Origin of the sequence: Paenibacillus athensensis (genome assembly GCF_004514475.2) — a bacterium.
GTDB classification, from domain to species: domain Bacteria; phylum Bacillota; class Bacilli; order Paenibacillales; family NBRC-103111; genus Paenibacillus_AL; species Paenibacillus_AL athensensis.
The window spans coordinates 247089-268812 of sequence record NZ_MYFO02000002.1 but is presented as its reverse complement, the minus strand read 5'-3'; the positions used below and the strand labels follow the sequence as shown (position 1 = coordinate 268812).

General features: G+C 58.9%; 21 protein-coding genes. 5 read left to right on the top strand and 16 right to left on the bottom strand.

Translation table 11 applies throughout. From position 1 onward, the window contains the following. Nucleotides 1-12 precede the first annotated feature (12 nt). The 6 genes from B5M42_RS05250 to B5M42_RS25480 all read right to left on the bottom strand — a co-directional run bounded on the left by B5M42_RS05250 (nucleotide 13) and on the right by B5M42_RS25480 (nucleotide 6723). Nucleotides 13-525: an adenine phosphoribosyltransferase gene (locus B5M42_RS05250; protein WP_134753352.1), complete on the bottom strand. Its 513-nt coding sequence runs from the start codon at nucleotides 523-525 to the stop codon at nucleotides 13-15. Continuing rightward, nucleotides 522-2960 carry a single-stranded-DNA-specific exonuclease RecJ gene (recJ, locus tag B5M42_RS05245; protein WP_134753354.1) on the bottom strand — a complete coding sequence of 813 codons (2439 nt, stop codon included), beginning with the start codon at nucleotides 2958-2960 and terminating at the stop codon, nucleotides 522-524. Before recJ ends, B5M42_RS05250 begins: the two co-directional genes overlap by 4 nt. A 33-nt stretch (nucleotides 2961-2993) precedes the next feature. Beyond that, on the bottom strand, nucleotides 2994-3947 hold the full coding sequence (locus B5M42_RS05240; protein ID WP_268999080.1) for a cation diffusion facilitator family transporter: 954 nt from the start codon (nucleotides 3945-3947) through the stop codon (nucleotides 2994-2996). A gap of 64 nt (nucleotides 3948-4011) precedes the next feature. Next, nucleotides 4012-4923, bottom strand: a complete 912-nt coding sequence (gene secF, locus B5M42_RS05235; protein WP_134753356.1) for a protein translocase subunit SecF — start codon at nucleotides 4921-4923, stop codon at nucleotides 4012-4014. Beyond that, nucleotides 4913-6145 (bottom strand): protein translocase subunit SecD, encoded by a 1233-nt coding sequence (gene secD / locus B5M42_RS05230; protein WP_134753358.1) that lies wholly within the window; start codon nucleotides 6143-6145, stop codon nucleotides 4913-4915. Before secD ends, secF begins: the two co-directional genes overlap by 11 nt. A gap of 119 nt (nucleotides 6146-6264) precedes the next feature. Then, nucleotides 6265-6723: a post-transcriptional regulator gene (locus B5M42_RS25480; protein ID WP_134753360.1), complete on the bottom strand. Its 459-nt coding sequence runs from the start codon at nucleotides 6721-6723 to the stop codon at nucleotides 6265-6267. 170 nt (nucleotides 6724-6893) lie between these two features. On the opposite strand from B5M42_RS25480, the gene spoVB reads away from it, so the two are divergent. Beyond that, nucleotides 6894-8450 (top strand): stage V sporulation protein B, encoded by a 1557-nt coding sequence (gene spoVB / locus B5M42_RS05220; protein WP_134753362.1) that lies wholly within the window; start codon nucleotides 6894-6896, stop codon nucleotides 8448-8450. An 83-nt stretch (nucleotides 8451-8533) separates the two neighbouring features. On the opposite strand, the gene B5M42_RS05215 is transcribed toward spoVB, so the two are convergent. Together B5M42_RS05215 and B5M42_RS05210 are read right to left on the bottom strand one after the other, a co-directional pair. Beyond that, entirely contained in the window at nucleotides 8534-9349 is an 816-nt protein-coding gene (locus B5M42_RS05215) for a DUF421 domain-containing protein (protein WP_134753364.1), read from the bottom strand. Nucleotides 9350-9450: 101 nt separating this feature from the next. Next, nucleotides 9451-10788, bottom strand: a complete 1338-nt coding sequence (locus B5M42_RS05210) for an SLC13 family permease (RefSeq protein WP_167689957.1) — start codon at nucleotides 10786-10788, stop codon at nucleotides 9451-9453. Between the two features lie 99 nt (nucleotides 10789-10887). On the opposite strand from B5M42_RS05210, the gene B5M42_RS05205 reads away from it, so the two are divergent. Both B5M42_RS05205 and B5M42_RS05200 read left to right on the top strand, forming a co-directional pair. Beyond that, nucleotides 10888-11277 (top strand): TIGR04086 family membrane protein, encoded by a 390-nt coding sequence (locus B5M42_RS05205; protein WP_134753368.1) that lies wholly within the window; start codon nucleotides 10888-10890, stop codon nucleotides 11275-11277. Between the two features lie 97 nt (nucleotides 11278-11374). After that, a complete protein-coding gene (locus tag B5M42_RS05200) occupies nucleotides 11375-12214 on the top strand; it encodes a phosphatase PAP2 family protein (protein ID WP_134753370.1) in 840 nt (279 codons plus the stop codon). A 73-nt stretch (nucleotides 12215-12287) separates the two neighbouring features. On the opposite strand, the gene yajC is transcribed toward B5M42_RS05200, so the two are convergent. From yajC to B5M42_RS05160, 8 genes are all read right to left on the bottom strand, one after another. Continuing rightward, nucleotides 12288-12611 carry a preprotein translocase subunit YajC gene (gene yajC / locus B5M42_RS05195; RefSeq protein WP_134753372.1) on the bottom strand — a complete coding sequence of 108 codons (324 nt, stop codon included), beginning with the start codon at nucleotides 12609-12611 and terminating at the stop codon, nucleotides 12288-12290. Nucleotides 12612-12628: 17 nt separating this feature from the next. Then, nucleotides 12629-13765 carry a tRNA guanosine(34) transglycosylase Tgt gene (gene tgt / locus B5M42_RS05190; RefSeq protein ID WP_134753374.1) on the bottom strand — a complete coding sequence of 379 codons (1137 nt, stop codon included), beginning with the start codon at nucleotides 13763-13765 and terminating at the stop codon, nucleotides 12629-12631. 6 nt (nucleotides 13766-13771) lie between these two features. After that, nucleotides 13772-14851 (bottom strand): tRNA preQ1(34) S-adenosylmethionine ribosyltransferase-isomerase QueA, encoded by a 1080-nt coding sequence (queA, locus tag B5M42_RS05185; protein ID WP_134753376.1) that lies wholly within the window; start codon nucleotides 14849-14851, stop codon nucleotides 13772-13774. A 10-nt stretch (nucleotides 14852-14861) separates the two neighbouring features. Next, entirely contained in the window at nucleotides 14862-17060 is a 2199-nt protein-coding gene (locus B5M42_RS05180) for a SpoIID/LytB domain-containing protein (RefSeq protein WP_134753378.1), read from the bottom strand. 249 nt (nucleotides 17061-17309) lie between these two features. Then, nucleotides 17310-18317 carry a Holliday junction branch migration DNA helicase RuvB gene (gene ruvB / locus B5M42_RS05175; RefSeq protein ID WP_134753380.1) on the bottom strand — a complete coding sequence of 336 codons (1008 nt, stop codon included), beginning with the start codon at nucleotides 18315-18317 and terminating at the stop codon, nucleotides 17310-17312. A 29-nt stretch (nucleotides 18318-18346) separates the two neighbouring features. Further along, nucleotides 18347-18991 (bottom strand): Holliday junction branch migration protein RuvA, encoded by a 645-nt coding sequence (ruvA, locus tag B5M42_RS05170; RefSeq protein ID WP_134753382.1) that lies wholly within the window; start codon nucleotides 18989-18991, stop codon nucleotides 18347-18349. Beyond that, on the bottom strand, nucleotides 18988-19491 hold the full coding sequence (ruvC, locus tag B5M42_RS05165) for a crossover junction endodeoxyribonuclease RuvC (protein ID WP_134753384.1): 504 nt from the start codon (nucleotides 19489-19491) through the stop codon (nucleotides 18988-18990). The genes ruvA and ruvC overlap by 4 nt, the downstream gene beginning before the upstream one ends. A gap of 297 nt (nucleotides 19492-19788) precedes the next feature. Beyond that, nucleotides 19789-20463 (bottom strand): BofC C-terminal domain-containing protein, encoded by a 675-nt coding sequence (locus B5M42_RS05160; protein ID WP_134753386.1) that lies wholly within the window; start codon nucleotides 20461-20463, stop codon nucleotides 19789-19791. A 172-nt stretch (nucleotides 20464-20635) separates the two neighbouring features. Between B5M42_RS05160 and B5M42_RS05155 the strand changes: the two genes are divergently transcribed. Together B5M42_RS05155 and sigW are read left to right on the top strand one after the other, a co-directional pair. Continuing rightward, nucleotides 20636-20824: a hypothetical protein gene (locus tag B5M42_RS05155; protein ID WP_134753388.1), complete on the top strand. Its 189-nt coding sequence runs from the start codon at nucleotides 20636-20638 to the stop codon at nucleotides 20822-20824. Between the two features lie 168 nt (nucleotides 20825-20992). Then, the gene (sigW, locus tag B5M42_RS05150; RefSeq protein ID WP_134753390.1) at nucleotides 20993-21604 is read left to right on the top strand and encodes an RNA polymerase sigma factor SigW; all 612 of its coding nucleotides are present in this window, start codon (nucleotides 20993-20995) and stop codon (nucleotides 21602-21604) included. Nucleotides 21605-21724 lie beyond the last annotated feature (120 nt).

Below are 21724 nucleotides of genomic sequence, written 5' to 3'. Positions count from 1 at the left end.
GTGCCAGCGCGATTAATATTGCATCAGCGAGACGACGTCGATGCCGTCGAGCTTGCCGCGACCGTCGAGATAACCCAGCTCGATCAGGAAAGCCGCGCCGACGATGTCGCCGCCCAATTGACGGACAAGATTGATCGACGTCTGGATCGTGCCGCCGGTTGCCAGCAGGTCGTCGGCAATCAGCACGCGTTGTCCGGGACGGATTGCGTCCTTGTGCATCGACAGCTTGTCTTTGCCGTATTCCAGCGCGTAATCGGCCTCAATCGTCTCTCCCGGCAGCTTGCCGCTCTTGCGGATCGGCACGAAGCCGACGCCCAGCGCATAAGCCAGCGGCGCGCCAACCACAAAGCCGCGCGCCTCGGGTCCGGCGATCAGATCGATTTGCTTGTCCTTGATCAGCTCGCGCATCGCATCGATGGCGGCTCTGTACGCTTCGCCGTTTTGCAGCAGCGTCGTAATATCCTTGAAGCGGATACCCGGCTGCGGGAAATCGGGAATCACGCGAATGTAATCCTTGAAATTCATGCCCATTCCTCCATCTTTTCCTTCTCTTTATGTGCAACGATCCACTGCTCCAGCTCCTTGGCGGATGCGTATAGCAGCAGGGATTCCACTTCCTGACGTCCTTCCCGCTCGCGATACAGTCGGGACGTCGACAAATCCTTTTTGACCGGAGCGTCATGCGGCTGGTAACGCGAGCCGCTGCGCCCGATAAAGCCAAGCTCCTCGAATACCTGGAGGATGAATTCAATCATCGCCGGCGACAGCCCCGAGCGTTTGCTGAACGCTTGCATCAAGGCGCGGTCGTACACGTCCCAGCCCCCTTGCTTGAGCAGCGTGCCGTAGACGAGCTTGAACGTATCGCGCGACGGCATCGCCCCGGCAGCCATCGGCCGCAGCTCGGCGAACACGGCGTAGCAGCGGGCCATGCTGCGCGCTGCGCGCACGACGCTGCGCAGCTGTTCGACGCTGCCAGGCGCGGAGTAAAGCACGACGTCGGGTAGCGCCGCCAAGTCGTGGCGCTCGCCCTCGGCGTTCGCCGGGCGCGGCGTGCCGTCAGCTTGCAGCACATAAAGCGGCAAGCTTTCCTTGTCCGGAAGCGCTGCTTTGGCGTAGCCTGCCTGATCCGCTTCCGCAAACAGCACGACGGCCGGCGGAGCGCCGTCGCCCGGAGCAGCTGCCAGCGCCGCGGTGAGACCGGCGAGCTTCAGCTCCATCTGCGTGGCGCCGCGCCAGTCAAACAACTGGAAGTGGGGGATGCGCAAATCCTGAAGCAGAATCTGCGGCTTGCGCACGCCGTTCCATTCGTTGATTGACAGCTCGCCAAGCACGTCAAGCCGCGCCGCCGGCGCCATCAGGCCTGACAAGCAGCCCTTGCCGAAGCCGACCGCTTCGACTGCGGCGGCGGTTTCCGCCTGTGCCTGCGAGAGCGCCAGCTTGAGGTGCTGCTTCTCCTTGCCCATCGTGCGGATCTCACCGAGCGTCAGATCCGTAAACACAAACCGCGGCGTCGGGTTGCCCATTCCGTAAGGAGCCAGCCGCTCCAGCCCTTCGATGCTGGAGATGGGCACCTCGGAGAGCGAGCACGCCGCGTCCGCCTTCAGCAGCGGGACCAGGTCTTCATCGCTTAGCCACGCCGCCGCCAGTTCGTTGAGCTTGGCCGCGAATGCCGGCAAATCGTCCCGATTCAGGCTCATCCCCGCAGCGGCCTGATGGCCGCCGTAATGATCCAGCCACGCCTCGCATTGGGTCAACGCCTTGTACATGTCAAAGCCGTGAATCGAGCGGGCCGAGCCTTTGGCCATCCCCGTTGCCGGGTCGATGCCCAGCACGATGGCCGGCCGGTAGAATCGCTCAACGAGCCGGGAAGCAACAATGCCGATCACGCCGACATTCCAGCCCTCGCTGGCCACGACAATCGCCTTGTCGAGCCCCAGCGCCCGCTGCGCTTCGGCGGCTTCGACCGCTTCCTTCGTGATGTCCTCGACGATGCGCTGGCGCTCCTTGTTCAGCTCGTCCAGCTCGTAGGCAATGCGCTCGGCTTGCAGCTCGTCATCGGTCGTCAGCAGCGTGACCGCATCGGCGGCGTCTTCGAGCCGGCCGCTGGCGTTAATGCGCGGCGCCAGCGAAAAGCCGATATGCGACGCGGTAATCTCCTTGCGCTCGATGCCGGACGCCGCGATCAATGCGCGAATACCGGCGTAAGCGTACGCTTGCATGCGCGCCAATCCGAGCTTGACGATCAGCCGATTCTCGTCGGTCAAGGGCATCAGATCGGCGACGGTGCCAATCGCGGCAAGCTCCAGCAGCTCCTCCGGCAGCCGCCCGAGCAGCGCATGGGCCAGCTTCAGCGCCACGCCGACGCCGGCAAGCTGCTTGTACGGGTACGGGCAGCCGGGCTTTTTCGGATTGATCACAGCCAGCGCTTCGGGCAGCTTCTCCGGCGGTTCGTGATGGTCGGTGACAATCACGTCCATGCCCAGCTCGCGAATGTACGCGACCTCATCGACGGCGCTGATCCCGGTATCGACGGTGATGACCAGCGCGACGCCGGCGTCCCGCGCCCTTTCCACCGCCTCGCGGTTCAATCCGTAGCCTTCGCGGACGCGGTGCGGGATGTAGGTGTCGAAGCGGGCGCCGAGCCCGCGCAGCAGGTGAACCATCAGCGACGTGCTGCTCACACCGTCGGCGTCATAGTCGCCGTAGACGCGAATCAGCTGCTGCTCGTCCAGCGCCTCGCGAATACGCGCAACGGCCGGCTGCATGCCGTCGAGCAGGAAAGGGTCGTGAAAATGCTCCTTCCCGCCGTTGATAAAGCGCTCGGCCTCGTCAATGCTGCTAATTCCGCGCAAGGCCAATATTCTCGCCACCAGCGGATCGACCTTCAGCTCGCGGCTTAACGTTTCGATCACATCGGCTTCGGCCTCTCCAATGCTCCATCTCGCTTTTGGGGCTAGCACGGCAGCTCCTCCTTCTGTTTGACCTGTACGACCTTAATGAACGATGCTCGGAAATTCATCCTGCTCGGGGTCGACGTTTTTGTAAGGATATCCGGGATCGTAAGGGTGGACGTGGACAAACACGTCGGACACGTGAAAAAAACGCTTCATCAGCTGCTGCTTGACGCTTCTGGCGATGTCATGGCCCTCCGCTACGCTGATGCGCGGATTGACGCTGATTGTCACGCTGACGAGCACGTAATGACCGTGCTCCCGCGCCTGCAAATCGTCAACGGTAATGACGCCCTTCACGCGCTGCGCGGCGGTAATCAGCTCAACAGCGTCTTCCCGGCGCAACGCGTTGTCAATCGTGGCCTGAATCGCGTCCATTGCCAGACTGTAGCCCTTGCGCAGCAACAGCAGCGCAATGAGCAAGCCGGCCAATGGATCAAGATAATAAAATAACGGCGCGTGCGCGTAAGAACCCGCCAACGCGCCGAGCACGCCGAGCAGCGCAATGGCAGACGACAGCAAGGAGGAACGATGCTCACGGACATTTGCAGCCGGCGCCGGCAAGCCTTGCCGCTGCCGGGTACGCTGCTTGTAGCGATAGACGACTTCCTTGAGCCCTATCGCCAGCAGCAGCGCCGGCACGGCATATACGCTTGGCGGCGCATCGACGCCTTGCCGCAGCGCCTTGACGGCGGCAAGACCGATCTCCATGCCGACGACAAGCAGCGCTACTGCAATCAGCAGCGCTGCGGCGGCTTCCGCCTTGCCGTGCCGGTAGGAACGGCTCTCGTTCGGCGGCAGTTTGTCGGTGCGAAGGCCGATCAGATCGGCGGCCGGGCCCGAGGCTGCGGAAGCGGAGTGCACAGCGTCAGCCAGCAGCGCTCTGCTGTGGGCCAACCATCCGGCGACGCCCTGGAGCACAGCCAAGCCGAGATGACCGACCAGACGGAGCCATGCGGCACGTTGAGCCTTTTGCAAACGATCTTCCATCACCATGCCACTCTCCCCGAACCGATACAAAAGCCGCGCGAGTGCTTCACGCGGCTGTCGAATAAATGGTTTATGTTTGTTGTGCGACCTGTTTCTTCTTGGAATTGGATTTGTCTTTGAGCAGGAACCACAGCGGGCTCGCGATACAAATCGAGGAATACGCGCCGCTGGTCAGACCGATGATTTTCGCCAGCGCGAACAGCTTGATCGATTCGCTGCCGAAGATGAACAAGCACAGCGCAGCAATGAGCACCGTAAGCACCGTATTGATGTTCCGGGCCATCGTCTGCCAAATGCTGTTGTGAATCATCTTGGACAAATCTTCCGAATTGCGGATTTTGCTGAAACGCTGATTCTCGCGAATCCGGTCGAAAATAACGATCTTGTCGTTAATCGAATAACCGATTGTCGTCAGCACCGCGGCCACGAACGGCAAATCGACCTCCAGACGGAAAATCGAGAACATGCTGATTACGATGAAGGCATCGTGCAAAATCGCAATGATCGCTGCAACCGCAAAACGCCATTCAAAGCGGATGCTGACGTAAATGCTGATCGCTACGCTGGCGATGGCTACGCCGTAGATCGCTTTAATCGCAAGCTCCTTGGCGATATCCGGCGATACGGTGTTCACTTCCTGCGAGACCTGATCGCCGAATTCGCTCTTGAACGCATCGGCCACCTTCTGCACGTTGTCTTCGCTAAGCACTTCGTCAAAGCGCACCGAGACGCGATCGTTGTTATCGCCGCCAATAGTCAACACGGCCGGCTTGACGCCCGCTTTGTCGAACAGCTCGTCGGCTTTGGCCTTATCGGTCGTCTTGCCGGTGGAAATGTCGATGGACGTACCGGCCTTGAAGTCAACGCCCAGATTCAAGCCGAGCGTGAGCAGCGTGACGAGGCCCAGCACAGTGATAATGATCGAGATGGCGAAAAATTTCCGCCGGTTTTTCATAAAATCAAAACGATTCTCAAAGTTCACGGATATCTGCCTCCTTCACGCCAAAATAAGCCGGCTTTTTGAACAGATTGCCGCGAATCAGCAAATGCATCAGCAATCTGGACAAGAACACGTTCGTCAGAATACTGAGCACAATGCTCATAATCGTCGTAACGGCAAAGCCGCGGATCGCTCCGATGCCGAAGGAGTACAGCACGATCGCTGCGATGATGTTCGTAATATTGGCGTCCATAATCGTCCTGAACGAATGCTTGGAGCCTGCTTTCAGCGAGGACAGCATGCTTTTGCCCGTGCGAATTTCTTCTTTGATCCGTTCATACGTAATGATGTTCGCATCGACGGCCATCCCGATGCCGAGCACGAAAGCAGCGATGCCCGGAAGCGTCAGCGTCGCATTCAGCCAGTCGAAAATCAGCAGCAGCAGCCACGTGTACGTAATCAGCGTGAACGCTGCGACCAGACCCGGAATGCGGTAGTACAGCACCATGAACAGCAAAATAATGATCGAGCCGATCAGGCCGGCCCGCACGGTTTGCTCCAGCGACAGTTGACCCAAGGAAGCGCCCACTACCTGCGAATACTTCTCGGTCAGCTTCAGCGGAAGCGCGCCGAGATTGATCGTATCGGTCAGGCTTTTGGCTTCGTCATACGTGTAATTGCCGGAAATGGTAGCGATACCATTTGGAATTACGCCTTGTACGACCGGAGCCGAAAGCTGCTTTTCATCCAAATAAATCGCCAGAGGTTGTCCGATCAGCTTCTCGGTAACCGCCTTCAGCTTGGCAGGGTCCTTCACTTCCACCTGAATTTGCGGTCTGTTCGTTTGGTCGAAGCCCAGCTTCGCTCCGCCGACCTTGAAATCGCTGCCGATCATTTCCTTGGTGCCGTCCGGTCCGCGGAACGACAGCTCCGCCGGCTTTTTCAGCGTATTTCTAACCTCTTGCTCGTTGGCTACGCCGGCGAGACGAACGCGAATGCGGTCCTTGCCCTCGGTCGTAATCTCAGGCTCGGCGATCCCCTGATCGTTCACCCGTTTTTCCAAACTTTTTGCCGTCTCTGAAAGCGATTCCTTGGTTACGGCTTGTCCGGCCTCAATCGGCTCCGCCGTATACAGAATCTCAAATCCGCCCTTCAAATCCAAGCCAAGGCGAATTTTTTTCACCAGATCCGGGCTTGACCATACGATCACGGCCAGCGTGACAACGACGGTCAAGAAAAAGACCGAAATCCTTTTTACATCCATATACTACCCTGTCTCCCTTCCATCCTCAATATGCCTATTATACTCATGCGCGAAAATCGAGTCAATTTGCCTTATTTCGCCCCCTTCCGCCGCTAGCGGCAAAAAAATAAGCCCCTTCCTCAGAATGGGCCCCCCTTGAAAGCGCTCATCGTCATCCAGTTCATAAATTGCGTCGATTTAAGCGACAATATATCGTTGACGATCTGATGCAGCGGCGGCATGCCGAATTTCCGGTATTTGTCGCTGACACAGTCCCAAACCTCCTTGCCGCCGACATGCTCGTAGCCCAGCATTCTGAATTCCTCGGCTTTGCTGAGGCAAAGGTTTTCGATTAATTCGTTCAGCTCGTTCTCCGTAAGCTGCACCTCGGTCTCGCCGCCGCTTTCCGGCAAATCCGCGTCTTCGGGCGAAGTCTCAGCCGTTGGACTGCTTTCCGGCAGCTCCGCGTCCTCGGGCGACGGCTCAGCGGTTTCGCTGCTTTCCGACAGCCCCGCGTCTTCGGGCGATTGCTCGGCAACCGGTTCAGCTTCAGCGGCTTTCTCCGCCTGCGGCTCTACGATCTTGTCTTCTTCGTTCATGGACGGTCCTCCCGAATGAGCTAATGGTTCCAAATGTCCTATATTCGCCGTCTGTGCGCCGTTTTCCTGCCTGCCGCGCTTGCGCCTGTCCGAAAATGTTAGCATGAGCTTGGCCTTCCGCTGCATAGGTATGAACTAACTACCTGCCGTAGAGGAAGAAGGAATGGGCATTGACCAAGCAATCGTTTATTAAAGGAACTCTGATCCTGATGGCTGCCGGCATTCTCAACCGCATTCTCGGCTTCATTCCGCGCATCACTTTGCCCCGGGTGATCGGGGCGGAAGGCGTCGGCTTGTATCAAATGGGCTGGCCGTTTCTCGTCGTCATGCTGACGATTGTCACCGGCGGTATTCCCGTGGCGATTGCCAAGCTGGTCGCCGAAGCGGAAGCCGAGCGCAACGAGCAGCGCGTCCGTTCGATTCTCCGCGTCTCGCTCGGACTCACAAGCTCGCTTGGCCTCGTGTTCACCGCCGTCTGCCTGGCCGGCTCCAAATGGATTACCTCGCATCTTCTGACCGATCCGCGCGTATATTACACCTTCGTGTGCATGAGTCCGATCATTCTGATCATCGGGGTTTCTTCGGTGTTCCGCGGCTACTTCCAGGGACGGCAAAATATGATCCCAACCGCGCTATCGCAAATTATCGAAACGCTGATCCGCATCGTGATGGTGCTTGTTTGCGCCAAAGCCATGCTGCCGCTCGGTATCGAGTTTGCCGCTGCCGGCGCGATGATCGGCGTGCTGCTCGGCGAAGCCGGCGGCATGCTCGTGCTGCTGCTCCACTTCCGGTCCGGCCGCATACCCGCCGTGCGCGCCAGCATCGGCACGCTGCCTGCTGCCGCCAGCGGATCGAGCCTGCGGCGGCTGCTTCGTATCGCCATGCCCGTAACCGGGAGCAAGCTGGTCGGAGCCGGCTCCTATTTGCTCGAATCGATTCTGATCGCGCAAAGTCTGGCCGCTGCCGGCCTTTCCGCTGCAGTTGCCACCTCACAATACGGGGCACTGCAGGGCATGGTCATTCCGGTGCTGCTCCTGCCGAGCGCGCTGACCTTCTCGCTGTCCGTCTCGCTGATTCCCTCGCTCAGCGAAGCGGCCGCCCGCAAGGACCTGCCGACGATCCACAAGCGGCTCCACCAGTCGCTGCGCCTGGCGCTTGTTACCGGCGCGCCTTTCGCCGCCCTGATGTTTGTACTGGCTGAGCCGATTTGCAAGTTTATGTACAATCAGCCCGATGTGGGCGTCATGCTCAAAATTATGGCGCCCATCGCGCTGTTCATTTATCTGCAAGCGCCGCTGCAAGCCGCTCTGCAGGCGCTAGACAAGCCCGGCGCTGCGCTGATCAACACGTTCGTCGGCGCAGCCGTCAAGCTTACGCTGATCGTGTGGCTGGCCAGCAAGCCGGAGCTGGGCATCCGCGGCGCGATTATCGCGATCAACGCCAATATTGTGCTGGTTACCGCGCTTCATTGGCATAGCGTCGTTCGCTTGCTGCAATTCCGCATGCAGGCCGGCGATTTTGCCAAAACGCTGCTCGCTGTCGCCGGCTCCGGGCTTGCCGCCTTCGCCGTCATGTACGGCCCTTGGGCCGCCGCCGACTGGCTGCGCTTTACCTGCGCGTGCCTGGCCGGGCTGATCGTGTATCTGCTGCTGATCGCTGCCTTCAAGCTGGTGCTGGCCAGCGACCTCCAGCGCATCGTCAAGCTGGGCAAAAAAATACTCCGCTAGCGAAAAGCGGTCCGCTGAACCGGGGCACACCGGACAACGGGCCTTTTTTGCTGTGCCGCGCAATGGCAAAACTCCGTTCAATTTTAACGCTTGCGGTCCAGATACAACCGGCCGCGGTGATCAATCGAGCAGAAAAACACTTCCTTAAAATCGAACACGCCCTTGGCCTGGAGCTGGTTTTTCAACCAGAAGCGCGTTTTGCCGAGCTTGTCCAGATTGTCGTCCTGCACCCGACCGTCCATGATCAGCGGCAGCGGCAGACCTTCATAGCGGATGCGCGCAGGCTCCCGCTTCTCCTGCAAGCTCTCCGAAGCGAGTGCCTCGGGCGGCAGCGCGGCTGCGGCTTGCTCCGGCTTGTGTCCGGACCTGCCTGGCACCCCTTCCCCCTGCCCCTGCTTGCCCTCTGCGACGCCGCCCTGCTCAGGCGCGGGTGTCCCCGTCTCCCTGCTCCCGTTTCTTTCGAGCACGCTCAGCTTGCCGGAAGCCTCGAGAATCGCAAATTCCACATCGGCGACATTGCTGACGCGATTTTGCCGCAGCTGCATCATCAAATCGTCCAGATTGTATCGCTGCTTGCGCATCTCCTCGCGATTGATCACGCCTTTTTCAATCAGCACGCTCGGTTTGCCGTCGAACATCAAGCGCAGCTTTCGGCTTTTCAGCGCCAAAAACGCCATCAATACCTGAATCAGCACGAGCGTGAGCATGGGCACCAGTCCGTCAGTCAGCGGCTTGTTCGAATCCTCCAGTACGAATACGGCAATTTCCGCGATCATGATGGAAATGACCAGATCAAACAAGCTCAGCTTGCCGATTTCCCGCTTTCCCATAATGCGCAGCATGAGAAACACGACGAAATAGACCAGCACGGTGCGAAAAAAAATGGTCAGAATATCCATTGTTCGAGACCTCCTTGATCTGGCTCTTGCCGGAGTTCATTGGGTATTCTGACCGCCGACGCGCGGCATCATGCAATTATTGCGTATTCAATTGTTGGCAATTAGAGCAAAAACAGCTTGAAATATAACGAAGCAACTAGCAGTAAAAGCAGCGATAACGGCAGCGCCGCTTTCACGTAATCAACGTGACGGAAGCCGGCGCTTTGCGCCGAGGCCATGCCCGCCGCCGCCATGCCGGCGTAGGAGCTGAGCAGCGTCGCGCCGCCGCCCAGCGAGATGCCTGCCGACAGCGCCCACCAGAGCGGATCGGCCGAGCCTATTCCCGCCTGCTGCAGCTGGCGGCCCATGTCCTGCACGACTGTAGCGGCGGCGGCGGCCAGCGGGACATGCTCCAGCACAGCCCCGCCGAGCGTGGACAGCCACAATGTCAGCAGGCTGAGCAGCGGCACGCTGCCCTGGCTCAGCTCCAGCGCCCGGTCGGCGAGAAAACGGCCGACACCTGTCCAGCCGAGCGCCCCGGCCATGATGAGCAAGCCGAAATAAAAGATGAGGCCGGAATCGCTGACGGTGCGCAGCGCCGTCCGGTAATCCCGGCTGCGCAGCGGCGCGAGCCACTCGCGGTACTGGACGGCTGCCAGGGCGGCGGCTCCGGCGGCGGCGATATAAGCGGCCTGCCAGCCGAGCCAGCCGGAGAGCAGCAACGCCGCCAGCACGAGCAGGCCGATCAAGAGCGACGGCAGCGTAACGGAGCGCTCGGCGAGCTGGTCGTGAGGCTGGAGCGCCAGCAGCTCGCGTTTGTTCGCTTCCGACGCGAGCAGCTTCCGGCCGTACAACAGCCGCACAGCCAGCAGCACGATCAGCAGCAGCAGCGCCATCAGCGGCGCCAGCGCCGCCGCGTAATGCAGGAAGCTGCCGGACGCCGCTGCGCCGATGATCCGGCTGTGGCCGCTGCCCAGCAGCGTCGCGCCGCCGCCAATGCACGCGGACATGATTTGTCCGACGAGCAGGGGCATCGGCGACAAGCGCAGCCGCTTGGCTGTCTCCAGCGACAGCGGCGTCAGCGCGGCGATGACGACCAGCGCGTCGGTCAGCGCCGCGCCAAGCGCGGCAAGCAGCGACAGCCACAGCGCGATCGCCATCGGGCGGGCCCGCGTTTTGCGCACAATGGCGCTGGCTGCAGCCGCGAGGAGCCCGGTTTGATGCAAGCAAACCGAGATGACGTACATGCTGACGAGCAGCAGCAGCAATTGGCCGCTAAAGTAGCTGGCAAATCCTGCCTTCAGCGGGAACAAGCCGAGCGCAAGCGCGAGCAGGGCCCCGCCCAGCGCGACGAGCGAACGATTCCATTTTTCGATGACAAAAAGCACATAAGCCGCGGCAAAGATCAGCAGCGCGCAAATCGGCTGCCACATGGCCGGGTCGCGCGTAACGTCCGTCATGGCTACACTTCCTTTTCCGCTAAGAGTTTGTACTATTTCTATGAGCCTGGCCATAAGATGATGTTAAAAAGACGTTTTCCAAAGAAGGGAATGATGCGCATGAACCCCATGAACCGCGTCAGTCAGGTTCGCATAAGCTCACCTTTATTTTCCGGCCTGCTGTACTCATTAATCATGATGACCGTCGGTACACTAATTACATCGCTGTTTCTACTGTTGACCAAAACGCAGGAAAGCTCGCTGGGCACGTTGGTCCTGATTATTCACGGCGCTTCGCTGCTCGTTGGCGGCTGGGTAACGGGCAAGCGTGCGGGCAGTCGCGGCTGGTATCACGGAGCGCTGCTGGGCATCCTTTATTTCGTCATCGTGTTTCTCGTTGGTTTTCTGGCCTTCGATGCGGGGTTTAACCTGCAATCGCTCAAGTTGCTCGGCATTGCCTTTGCCGCAGCGGCGCTGGGGGGCATGCTCGGGGTCAATTCTCGCAAATAAGTCGGTTGCGTGAAATCATCACTTTTTTCTCCCGAATGTGGTATAATGTCATAGTCCTTTGTTCAACAGCCCATTTCCATATGTAGGGGGAACCACCATGAGTCCGTTTGTGTCGATGACACATGCCACTGTATATATTGTCATCACCGTGTTTTTTTTCCTGCTTTTCGGAACCCGCAAAAATCCGTTTTCCACCGCCGGCCTGTTCGTGCAGGAAATTTTCACCTCACGCAAATATATGCTGCATTTCGTCGGCATGATCGCGATTTTGTTTTTCAACAAGGCAGAGCTGTGGGTCGAACGCGGCATGCACTACCGCGCCGATTTCACCAAATCGATTTTTGGCATCGAGGGCAATTTCGTCGCTTCCATCCAGCATTTGTTTCACAATGACGCGCTGACTTACGTCAGCAGCTATTTTTACGTCATCGTCTTCCCCGCTGTTATGATTGCATCCATCGGCATTTATACGTTTGAGAAAAATTACAAGCTCGTCTACGCCGTTTGCTGCGCGCTGATGTTTAACTACATGATCGCGATTCCGTTCTTTCTATTTTTCCCGGTCAATGAGGTATGGGCGTTCCATCCGAATGTCGACCTGCTGATTACCAAGGCGTTCCCGACCTTTGAACAGGATTACCGGCCGCTGTCGGGTTTGGACAATTGCTTCCCGAGCCTGCATACGTCGATTTCCGTCTCAATGGCTGTCATCGCCATGCGAAGCCGCAGCGCGTTCTGGAAGATTTTCGTACCGCTGAATGCAGCGTTCATCATCTTCTCGATCTTTTACCTCGGCATTCACTGGCTGTCCGACATGTGTGCGGGTATGCTGCTGGGTATTTTCGCCGCACGGCTGGGCTTGCGCATCAGCGAAGGCCGTCTCGTGCTTGGCGAGCGCGCACTGCTCAAACAGAATTTCAAGAAAAACGAAATGTAATCGCCCTGCGCGCAGGCGAGAAAAAAGCGAGATCCCGGAATGGCGGGTCTCGCTTTTTTGGTTTCGTTCCGGTTTACTTCTTTTCTTCGCCGACTGCAGTTACCGTATTGATGGCCGAACGGTCGAACGTCATCTTGGTCGCGTCGTTAACGCGAAGGACAATGATATCGTCCGTAATCTCCATAATCGAGCCGTGCAAACCACCGATTGTGACGACTTTGTCGCCTTTCTTGAGATTTCTCAGCATCTGATTGCGCGTGCGCTGTCTCTTTTGCTGGGGACGGATAAGTAAGAAGTAAAGCACGACGAACATGAGCACGAGCGGCCCGTATGTAATTAAATATCCTTGCATCCCTGTGCTGCTTGTCGTAGCGGCAGCGTCTGCCCAAGTATACATAGCGGAATCCTCCTTTCCTAAAAGCCTCTTTCGCTATCATTCAGCCCGTATGCCGCAAAAAAAGCGTCGCGGAAGTCAAGCAGCCGATCCTCCAGGATCGCTTGTCTGACATCGCGCATGAGCTGAAGCAAAAAGTGCAGGTTGTGGTACGTCGTCAAACGGATGCCAAACGTTTCGTCCGCCTTGATCAAATGCCGGATGTACGCCCGGCTGTAGTTCGTGCAGGCGTAACAGGAGCAATTCGGGTCCAGCGGGCCGAAGTCTTCGGCATGCTTGGCGTTGCGCACGACGAGCCGGCCTTGGCTGGTCATGCACGTTCCGTTACGGGCAATCCGCGTTGGCAGGACGCAATCAAACATGTCGATGCCGCGAATCGCGCCTTCAATCAACGCATCCGGCGAGCCGACGCCCATCAAATAACGGGGCTTGCTGGCCGGCAAGAGCGGCGTCGTTTCCTCCAATACGCGATACATGATGTCTTTGGGTTCACCGACGCTGAGTCCTCCAATAGCATACCCCGGGAAATCCAGCGAAGTCAACTGCTCCGCGCTGAGCCGGCGCAGGTCGGCGTGCATCCCGCCCTGAACGATGGCGAACAGCGCCTGGTCGTGCGGGCGAGCGTGACTTTGCAGGCAGCGCTCGGCCCAGCGGCTTGTCCGCTCCAGCGACCGTTTGAGGTAGTCGTATTCCGCCGGAAAAGGCGGGCACTCGTCGAACGCCATCATGATGTCGGAGCCAAGCGCATTCTGAATTTCCGTCGCTTTCTCCGGCGAGAGGAACAGCTTGTCCCCGTTCAAATGGGACTTGAACTGCACGCCCTCTTCGCTGATTTTGCGCATGTCGCTCAAGCTGAACACCTGAAAGCCGCCGCTGTCGGTGAGAATCGGCCGATCCCAGTTCATGAACTTGTGCAATCCGCCAGCCGCCTTCACCAGCTCGTGGCCGGGACGCAAAAACAGATGGTATGTGTTGCTTAATATGATATGAGCGTCCATCGCTTTTAATTCCTCGGGGCTCATCGTTTTCACCGTCGCTTGCGTACCGACCGGCATAAAAGCCGGCGTCTCGATTACGCCGTGCGGGGTATGAATGCGTCCGAGGCGCGCCCCGGACTGCTTGCAGGTTTTGATATGCTCATAGGTGATAGCAGCCAACTTGAATCACTTCCCGTTCTCGTAAATAAACATCGCGTCGCCGAAGCTGAAAAATCGGTACTGTTCACGAACGGCTTCTTCATAAGCGCGCATGATCGTCTCCCGGTCGGCCAAAGCGCTAATCAGCATCAAAAGCGTTGACTTGGGCAAATGGAAGTTCGTCAGCAGCGCGTCGACGACGCGGAACGTGTACCCCGGATAAATAAAAATGCTCGTCCAGCCGCTTGCCGCCTGCAGCTCGCGAAGGTCGCCTTCCGGTGTCAGCGAGAGCTGGGCTACCGACTCCAGCGTGCGCGCTGAGGTCGTGCCGATGGCCACAACGCGACGACCGGCAGCGCGTGTCTCATTGATCAGCGCGGCGGTTTCGGCTGGCAGCTCGTAATACTCGGCGTGCATTTCATGCTCCTCCACCCGCTCCGCCGACACCGGCCGGAATGTGCCAAGTCCGACATGCAGCGTGACAAAAGCCAGCTTGACGCCCTTGTTCTGGAGCTCCTGCAGGTAGCTTTGCGTAAAATGCAGACCGGCGGTCGGCGCGGCAGCCGATCCCTCATGCTTGGCATAAACGGTCTGATAGCGCTCCTTCTCGGGCAGCTGCTCTTTAATATAGGGCGGCAGCGGCATCTGGCCGAGCCGCTCCAGCAGCTCGTTAAAGATGCCTTCGTAGCGAAATTGCAGCACGCGCGCGCCCATCTCGCCCTCCTCCAGCACCTCGGCCCACAGCAGCGGCGCGCCGCTGTCGCCGTCGCTTTCGCCGAAGCGGATGACGGCTCCGGTCTTCAGCTTTTTGCCCGGGCGCACGAGCGCTTCCCAGCGGTCGTTCTCCAGCGCTTTGAGCAGCAGCACTTCCACCTTTGCGCCCGTATCGGGCTTCACGCCAAAAAGCCGGGCTGGAATTACCCGCGTGTCGTTCATCACGAGCAAATCCCCGGCTTGCAAATAGTCGCTTAGCTCGTTAAAGCGGCGATGCTCAATCGCGCCCGTCGCTTTATTGAGAGCAAGCAGCCTTGACGCCGTGCGCTCGGCAAGCGGCGTCTGGGCAATTAACGATTCCGGCAGTTCAAAATCAAATGCTTGTACGTCCATCAGCTAGTATTCATTCCTTAACGATAGTGACTCCATAATAGTAAGCCTGGAGTATGCGTGTATAATCATAGCCCAACTCTGCATAGCCGCGCGCACCCCATTGGGACATGCCGAGCCCGTGACCGAAGCCCGTTCCCTTGAAAACGAACGTCTGGCCGGATGCGCCTCCCGGCGTCTGGACCGGAGGCTGTACAGGCGCTTGGGCCGCGCCGTTTGCGCCGAGCACGGTCAGATCCGCCGTCTTGCGCGCCGTCGGCGGGTCGCCGCTGCCCGATAAGACGAACAACGTGTCGCCTCCAGCCTTGACGGAGGCGTCGCGCGATGCGACCGCCACGCCCGATGCCGCGGCTCCGGCGGCGCCGGTATCTGCAGATGCAGCATTATTAGTATAACTTCCCGATCCTTCAATTTCAAACCGCGTGCTCGGCAGGCTGCCAAGCAGCGTGCGCAAAGCGTCGGGATTGGATGTTTTGACGACTTGACCGTTGGCCTTCAGCTCGATCACGCGGCCGGACGGCCCGCGCTTGCTGACCTCCAGCGTCTTCAGCCCGCCGCTCAAATCCACGCCGGACGAGCTCAGCTTCGCAGCCAGCTCCGCCGCCGTGTAAGGGCCGCGAATCCAGGAATACGCATTGGACTCCGTCTCCTGGCCCGTCACGGTCACCCGCTCCTTGGCGCTGAGCTGATAGATCGACGCGTTGGACGTATTATCGACATAAGGGGCCGGGCGGACGTTGACGCCCGCTTCCGTCGATTCGTAAATCAGCTGGCCGGCGGCGTTTTTTTGCCCCGTGCTTTTGAGATAATCGGAACGCACGTAGCCGCTGCGCCCGTCGGCAAGCGATACGCGATACCACGGGAGCTTGCCGGCAGTTGCGCCGTCGTCGGGGCTGGGGACGCTTTTGAGATACGGAATCGGCGTACCCCACACCTCGCTGGGATCGGCGGTCGTGCCGCCGGCGTTGGAGGAATAGAACGGCGTGATCAGCGTCCCGCTTTGATCGACAAGCACTTCGTCCTTCGTCGCGTCCACGGCCTGGACCGCAGCGTCGAATTCGCGGGAGAGCCCGTTGTACGCCTGATCCAGCGTCGTATCGGTCACATTGGCAATCTGATATTTATTGCCCTGACGAATCGCATACGTGCGCGCAGCGACGGCTTGCGCCTTCAGGGCTTCACTTGGCCAGCTTGCACTCAGCTCGGAGCTGACCACCCCGTACAGGTATTGCTCGAACGGCAGCACGTTAATCAGCGCGAGCCGGTTGTTAAACGCGCTCAGCTCCAAATCGCCGCGATAGGCCCGGGCAAAATGCTCCTTGACCGCAATGCCGCCCATCTGGGTGCGGAACAGCGTCTTCTGCCCGCCGCCGCCAGCGGCGTAATGGGCCACGGCGGCGTCCGTGGCGGATGCCGACGCCGTTACGTCGGCGCGGCGCAGCACATACGGCGCCGACGTGTCGGCTTGCGGCAGCGGCAAGCCCTGCAGCAGCGGCGCGGCCTGCTGCTTGAGCGCCGCCAGCTCCTGCGGCGTCGAGACGCTGCCGAGCCAGACGCTGTACACCGGCTTGCCGGTGGCGTCCAGCTGCAGCGCCAGCTCGGCCGGCAGGCCGGCGAGCGCCAGCGAGGCGATTTGCGCCTGCGCCTGCGCTTCCGTCGCGTAGGTCGCGACGGCCAGGTGCAGCGGCCCGGAAATCGCCGCCAGCGCGCCGCCTTGGGCCAGCGAGGCGACGGCCGGGTCCAGCAGCGCCTGCGTCTTGAAGCTGTCCGCTTCCTCGCGCGAGCCAAAGCTGCCGTAATACACCTGGTACAGCAATTTGCCCGCTTTGGAGCGACTCAAGATGTACCCGTCGTTCGGCAGCGTGGCCAGCTTGGCGTACAGCGACTTGGCCGCGGCGAAATCGGCCGTTTCGAGCAGCATGACGCTGTAAGCGTCCAGCGAGCCGCGCACAACGGCCGGCCCGGCGATCGTCGCCAGCGGAGCGAACACGCCGCCGTTCTCGACGCCAATGGTCAGTCCTGCGGAAGCCGTCAGGGTGACGGCAGGTTCTATCAGCGTATATTTACTGGCATTCATCAATAGTGCGACACGAATGGTGTCCCAGTGAGCGGCATGGGCGACGGGTGCAGCCGCAGGCAGCGTGCCGGCGATCAGCGCGAACGCAGCAGCAAAGGCGGCGGACTTACGGGGCAGCCATGTCTTCAGGGGCATATTTTACAAATCCTCTCTCATTCTCAATTCTCCGAATCTTTCAAAGCTATAGACGCCAAAAACGCCAAGAAGTTTTGGCCAGACAAAAAAATCTCCCCCAGCCCAGCGGCGGAAGGAGAAAACAGGAGCCGGTCTATATGGCGGATCGCCTTGCTCCAGAAAAACGGACGTCTCTTGGGGTCGCTGCGCCTGTCGCAGCGCGGCGGACTCCGCAAGAGACTTGGCAGTTAGCCAGCCGTAACGCCTAGCCTAGCTGCGCGCATCGGGCTGCGGCAGTCCCAGATGCCGGTACGCCAGCGGCGTCACCATCCGGCCGCGCGGCGTGCGCTGGAGAAAGCCGATTTGCAGCAAATACGGCTCATAGACGTCTTCAATCGTCTGGCCCTCTTCACCAATTGTCGCAGCAATCGTATCCAGGCCCACTGGGCCGCCCTGAAAGCTCAGAATGATCGCCCGCAGCATTTTGTGATCGATCTCGTCCAGGCCGAGGTCGTCAACCTGGAGCAGCTTGAGCGACGCGCGCGCCAGCTCCAGCGTAATCACGCCGTCGCCGCGCACCTGGGCAAAATCGCGAACCCGCTTGAGCAGCCGGTTGGCGATTCGCGGCGTACCGCGCGACCGCAAGCCGACCTCGCGGGCCGCTTCGCCAACCATCTGCACGCCAAGAATATCGGCGGTGCGCGAAACGATATAAGTCAGCTCATCGACTGTGTAATACTCCAGCCTGCTGACAACGCCAAAACGGTCGCGCAGCGGCGCGGACAAAAGACCGACGCGCGTCGTTGCCCCGACCAGCGTAAATGCCGGCAAATCCAGCCGCACCGAGCGGGCGCTCGGGCCTTTGCCGATAATAATGTCAAGCGCGTAATCCTCCATCGCCGGATACAGCACCTCTTCCACAGTCCGGTGGAGACGATGAATCTCGTCGATGAACAGCACGTCGCCTTCCTGCAAATTCGTCAAAATCGCCGCCAGATCGCCTGGCCGCTCAATCGCCGGCCCCGACGTCGTGCGGATATTGACGCCCAATTCATTGGCGATGATGTTCGACAGCGTCGTTTTGCCCAATCCCGGCGGTCCGTACAGCAGAACGTGGTCCAGCGCTTCCTTCCGCTGCTTGGCCGCCTCGATATACACCTTCAGGTTCTCCTTGGCCTGCGCCTGTCCGATATATTCGGCCAAATAACGCGGACGCAAGCTGAGCTCGGCGACTTGATCCTCCATCATCAAATGAGCGGATATGATCCGGTCATCCATACAGCTTCCCTCCCAGAAGTCTTATCGCCTTACATCGTATATAAAGCCTGCAGCGCCAGCTTCATAACCACGTCTACCGAATCGCCGTCCTTGACCTTTGCCTTCACCTTCTGCCATGCCCGGTCCGCTTCCGTTTCCGTATAGCCAAGCGACATCAGCCCTTCCTTCGCTTCGGCCCAAGCGATGCCGCCTTCGCCGACAGCAACCGGACGGACCAACCCGCCGCCAAGCGCCTCGACCGCTTCCGCGCCGCTCAATCCTGCGCCGGCAAAGCCTCCCAGCTTGTCCTTCAAATCGAGAATGATCCGCTGCGCCGTCTTTTTGCCGATGCCCGGCAGCTTCGTCAAAAATGACAGATTCTCCTGGCAAATCGCCGCCACAACCGCTTCCGGACGGCCCCCTCCGGCCAAAACGCCAAGCGCGACCTTAGGTCCGATGCCGGTCACCTCCAGCAGCAGACGGAACAAGCTTTGTTCCTCGCGGGTCAAAAAGCCAAACAGCAAATGTGCGTCCTCGCGCACATGATAATGAGTAAACAGCGTCACCGCTTCATTGTCTTTCTGCGGCAGCGCATAAGGGTTCGGGCAAAACACCCGGTAGCCGACTCCGCCTACGTCCAGCACGGCATATTCGCTTTCGCGCAGCGCAACAGTTCCTCTGAGGAAATCGATCATCGTTTCACAGCTCCGTCTATTTTGGTTTGCAGCGTGGAGGCATGCGCGTGACAGATCGCAACGGCCAGCGCATCCGCAACGTCGTCCGGCTTGGGTACTGCGGCCAATTTCAGAAACATCTTGACCATTTCCTGTACCTGATGCTTCTCGGCTTTGCCGTAGCCGACCACGGCCTGCTTCACCTGCAGCGGCGTATATTCCCCGATCGGCAGCCCGGCCTGCACGCCGGCCAAAATCATAACGCCCCGCGCTTGCCCCACCGTAAACGCCGTCGTCACGTTGCGATTAAAAAACAGGTTCTCAATGGCCATTGCATCCGGCTTGTATTTGTCAATCAATTGACGCGTCGCGTCATACACGTCCTGCAGCCGCAGGCCCGGATCGCGGTGCGCTTCAGTCTGAATCGAGCCGTATTGTACGGGAACGAGCTTGCTGCCGATTTTATCGATAAAACCGAACCCGACAATCGCGATGCCAGGGTCGATGCCCAAAATGCGCACAATCTTCTCTCCCATTCTCAAAAAGCGAACATATGTATCATTGTCATTATAGCAGATAACAAAAAAAAGAGATAGACCGCGGTTCTTTCCGCTGTCTACCTCAATAATAGCGCTGTACGCGCTTTATCGTGCCCGCAAATGCCGGGCATGCGTTCCGCGACACAGCGCAGCGAGCTGCCGCGCTCGCCTTGCGTACGCCGTCTTGGCGCTCCTGCAGCACCGAGCATAAGCCGTCTGCATAGGACGCCTTGTACAGTGAGTGTACAGCCCGTCCTGTACGAGCCGTCACAACCGGCCTTACGGCGTCGTCATCGCCCGCTTGTCCTCTTCCACCGCATAATCGCTGAATGTCGACAGCACGCTGTTGTATTCGGCCAAATCGGATATGCGAATGCCGTCGTGAAGCTGTTTGACCGTCTCTCGCGGCAGGCTGCTCTCCAAATGGCGAATATTCAGCTGAAAAAATGTGCGGATGATGTTGTCCTTGCCCGGCGCGCCGCTGAACAGCGACAAATTGCCGTCCGCGTCGATGCCGAACACCGCCTGATCCTTGCAGGACGGCGATAAATCGTCAATCTGCTGCGTAAACGTAACCTTGCCGCCCGGGTCCAGCGACGGCGTCCAATCCGGGTGCCTGCCCAGCTCCTCCAGCATCCGCTCCGCTGTCCACAAGCCGAGCCGCTGCGATTCCTCGCCGCAAACATATGATTTGCGCAAATAGGTTTCCCGTGCGCCGTCCAGCCCCTTTAACAGCTCAGCCGCCTGAGCCAGCCTGGCGTTCTGCTCTGTTTGCTGCGGCTCCGCCGTCACGCCCAGCGACACCGCTGTCGCGTCAATGCCCGGCCAGCCGCCCGCTTGCGTCAACCGCCAAGCCGCGGTAGTCAGCAGCAGCAGCGCTGCCAAAGCAAGCCAGCCGCGCCGTTTGCGCATCAGCTTTTTTTTCAATTGCTTCCAAAAAGGGAAACTTCTCATCACAATCGCCTTCTATTCTCGTTTTGCTCGTATTGTTTCCATTTGCGCAAGGGCGTATACATCATTTACCATAGAAGGAGGAAACGGTGAAACAATTCCGTGCAGGGATACGTCTATATACATGCGTCTAATGTAACAACAAGTCAATTGACCTTTGGATGGTGAAGCCGTTATGAAAATAAACCGCAAGCTGCCCGTCAAACGGACGACGCTGCTGATCATCGGTACTGTGCTGCTCTGGTGTACCGTAGCATTATGGAACGAACTGGAGCACAGTCAGGCGCCGCCGGACAACCAACCGGGGGCCACAGCCTCCATTCCCGCTTCCGTGGGGCATAAACAGGCCCATGCCGCCCGGTAACGGGCTTTTTTGCCGTCAGCGAGGCATCTGCCATTTGACTGTAGCCGTAGAAATGATATAGTCAGAGTAGGACGATTTTTTCGGCAGCGCCGAGCGAATTTTTTTTATTTTTCTCATACTTTCTAAACGTTTTCGATATAGATTGGTAAGATGTAGGAGGGGAAGAACATGAATGTCGCTGAGCTTCGTTTGATCCAGCTGTCTCGCACCGGCGACCGGGGAGCGTTCGTGGAACTGGTTGAGCTGTACCGCAGCAAAATTCAGCGCCTGGCGTACCGGATGCTGCACAACCGGCCCGATTCAGAGGACATCGTGCAGGAAACGTTTATGCGCGTGTATCTGAATTTGAACCACTATGATGAAAGCCAGAAGTTTTCGACGTGGATTTACCGCATCGGCAAAAATGTCGCCATCGATCTGCTGCGCAAAAAGAAGCCCGTACAGTCGCTCGACGCCGAGCTGTCGGACGCTGATGACGACTACAGCTACTACAGCAAGCTGGCCAGTCAAGACCATACGCCTGAGCACGCCGTGCTGCAGACGGAAACGCAAGAGCATGTCCGCAAAGCCATCAACAAGCTGGCCGACAAATACAAGGCGGTAATCACCTTGTATTACATGGAGGAGCTTTCGCTGCAGGAAATCAGCGACAAGCTTCAGCTTCCGGTGACGACGGTCAAAACGCGCCTGCACCGCGGACGCGAGCTGCTGCGCAAAAAATGGGGCATGAATTTCGTGGTTGGCCTCATGGTGTTTTTTACAATTGGCATGATCGCCTGAACGCGGACGTGCCGGTTCGGGAAAAAAATAGTAAACAGGCTCCGGCGAATTGGCCGGGGCCTGTTTTGTTTGGTTGGCCGCGCAGGTAGAGACCACTGGCGGGCCGGGAGCAGAGCGCTG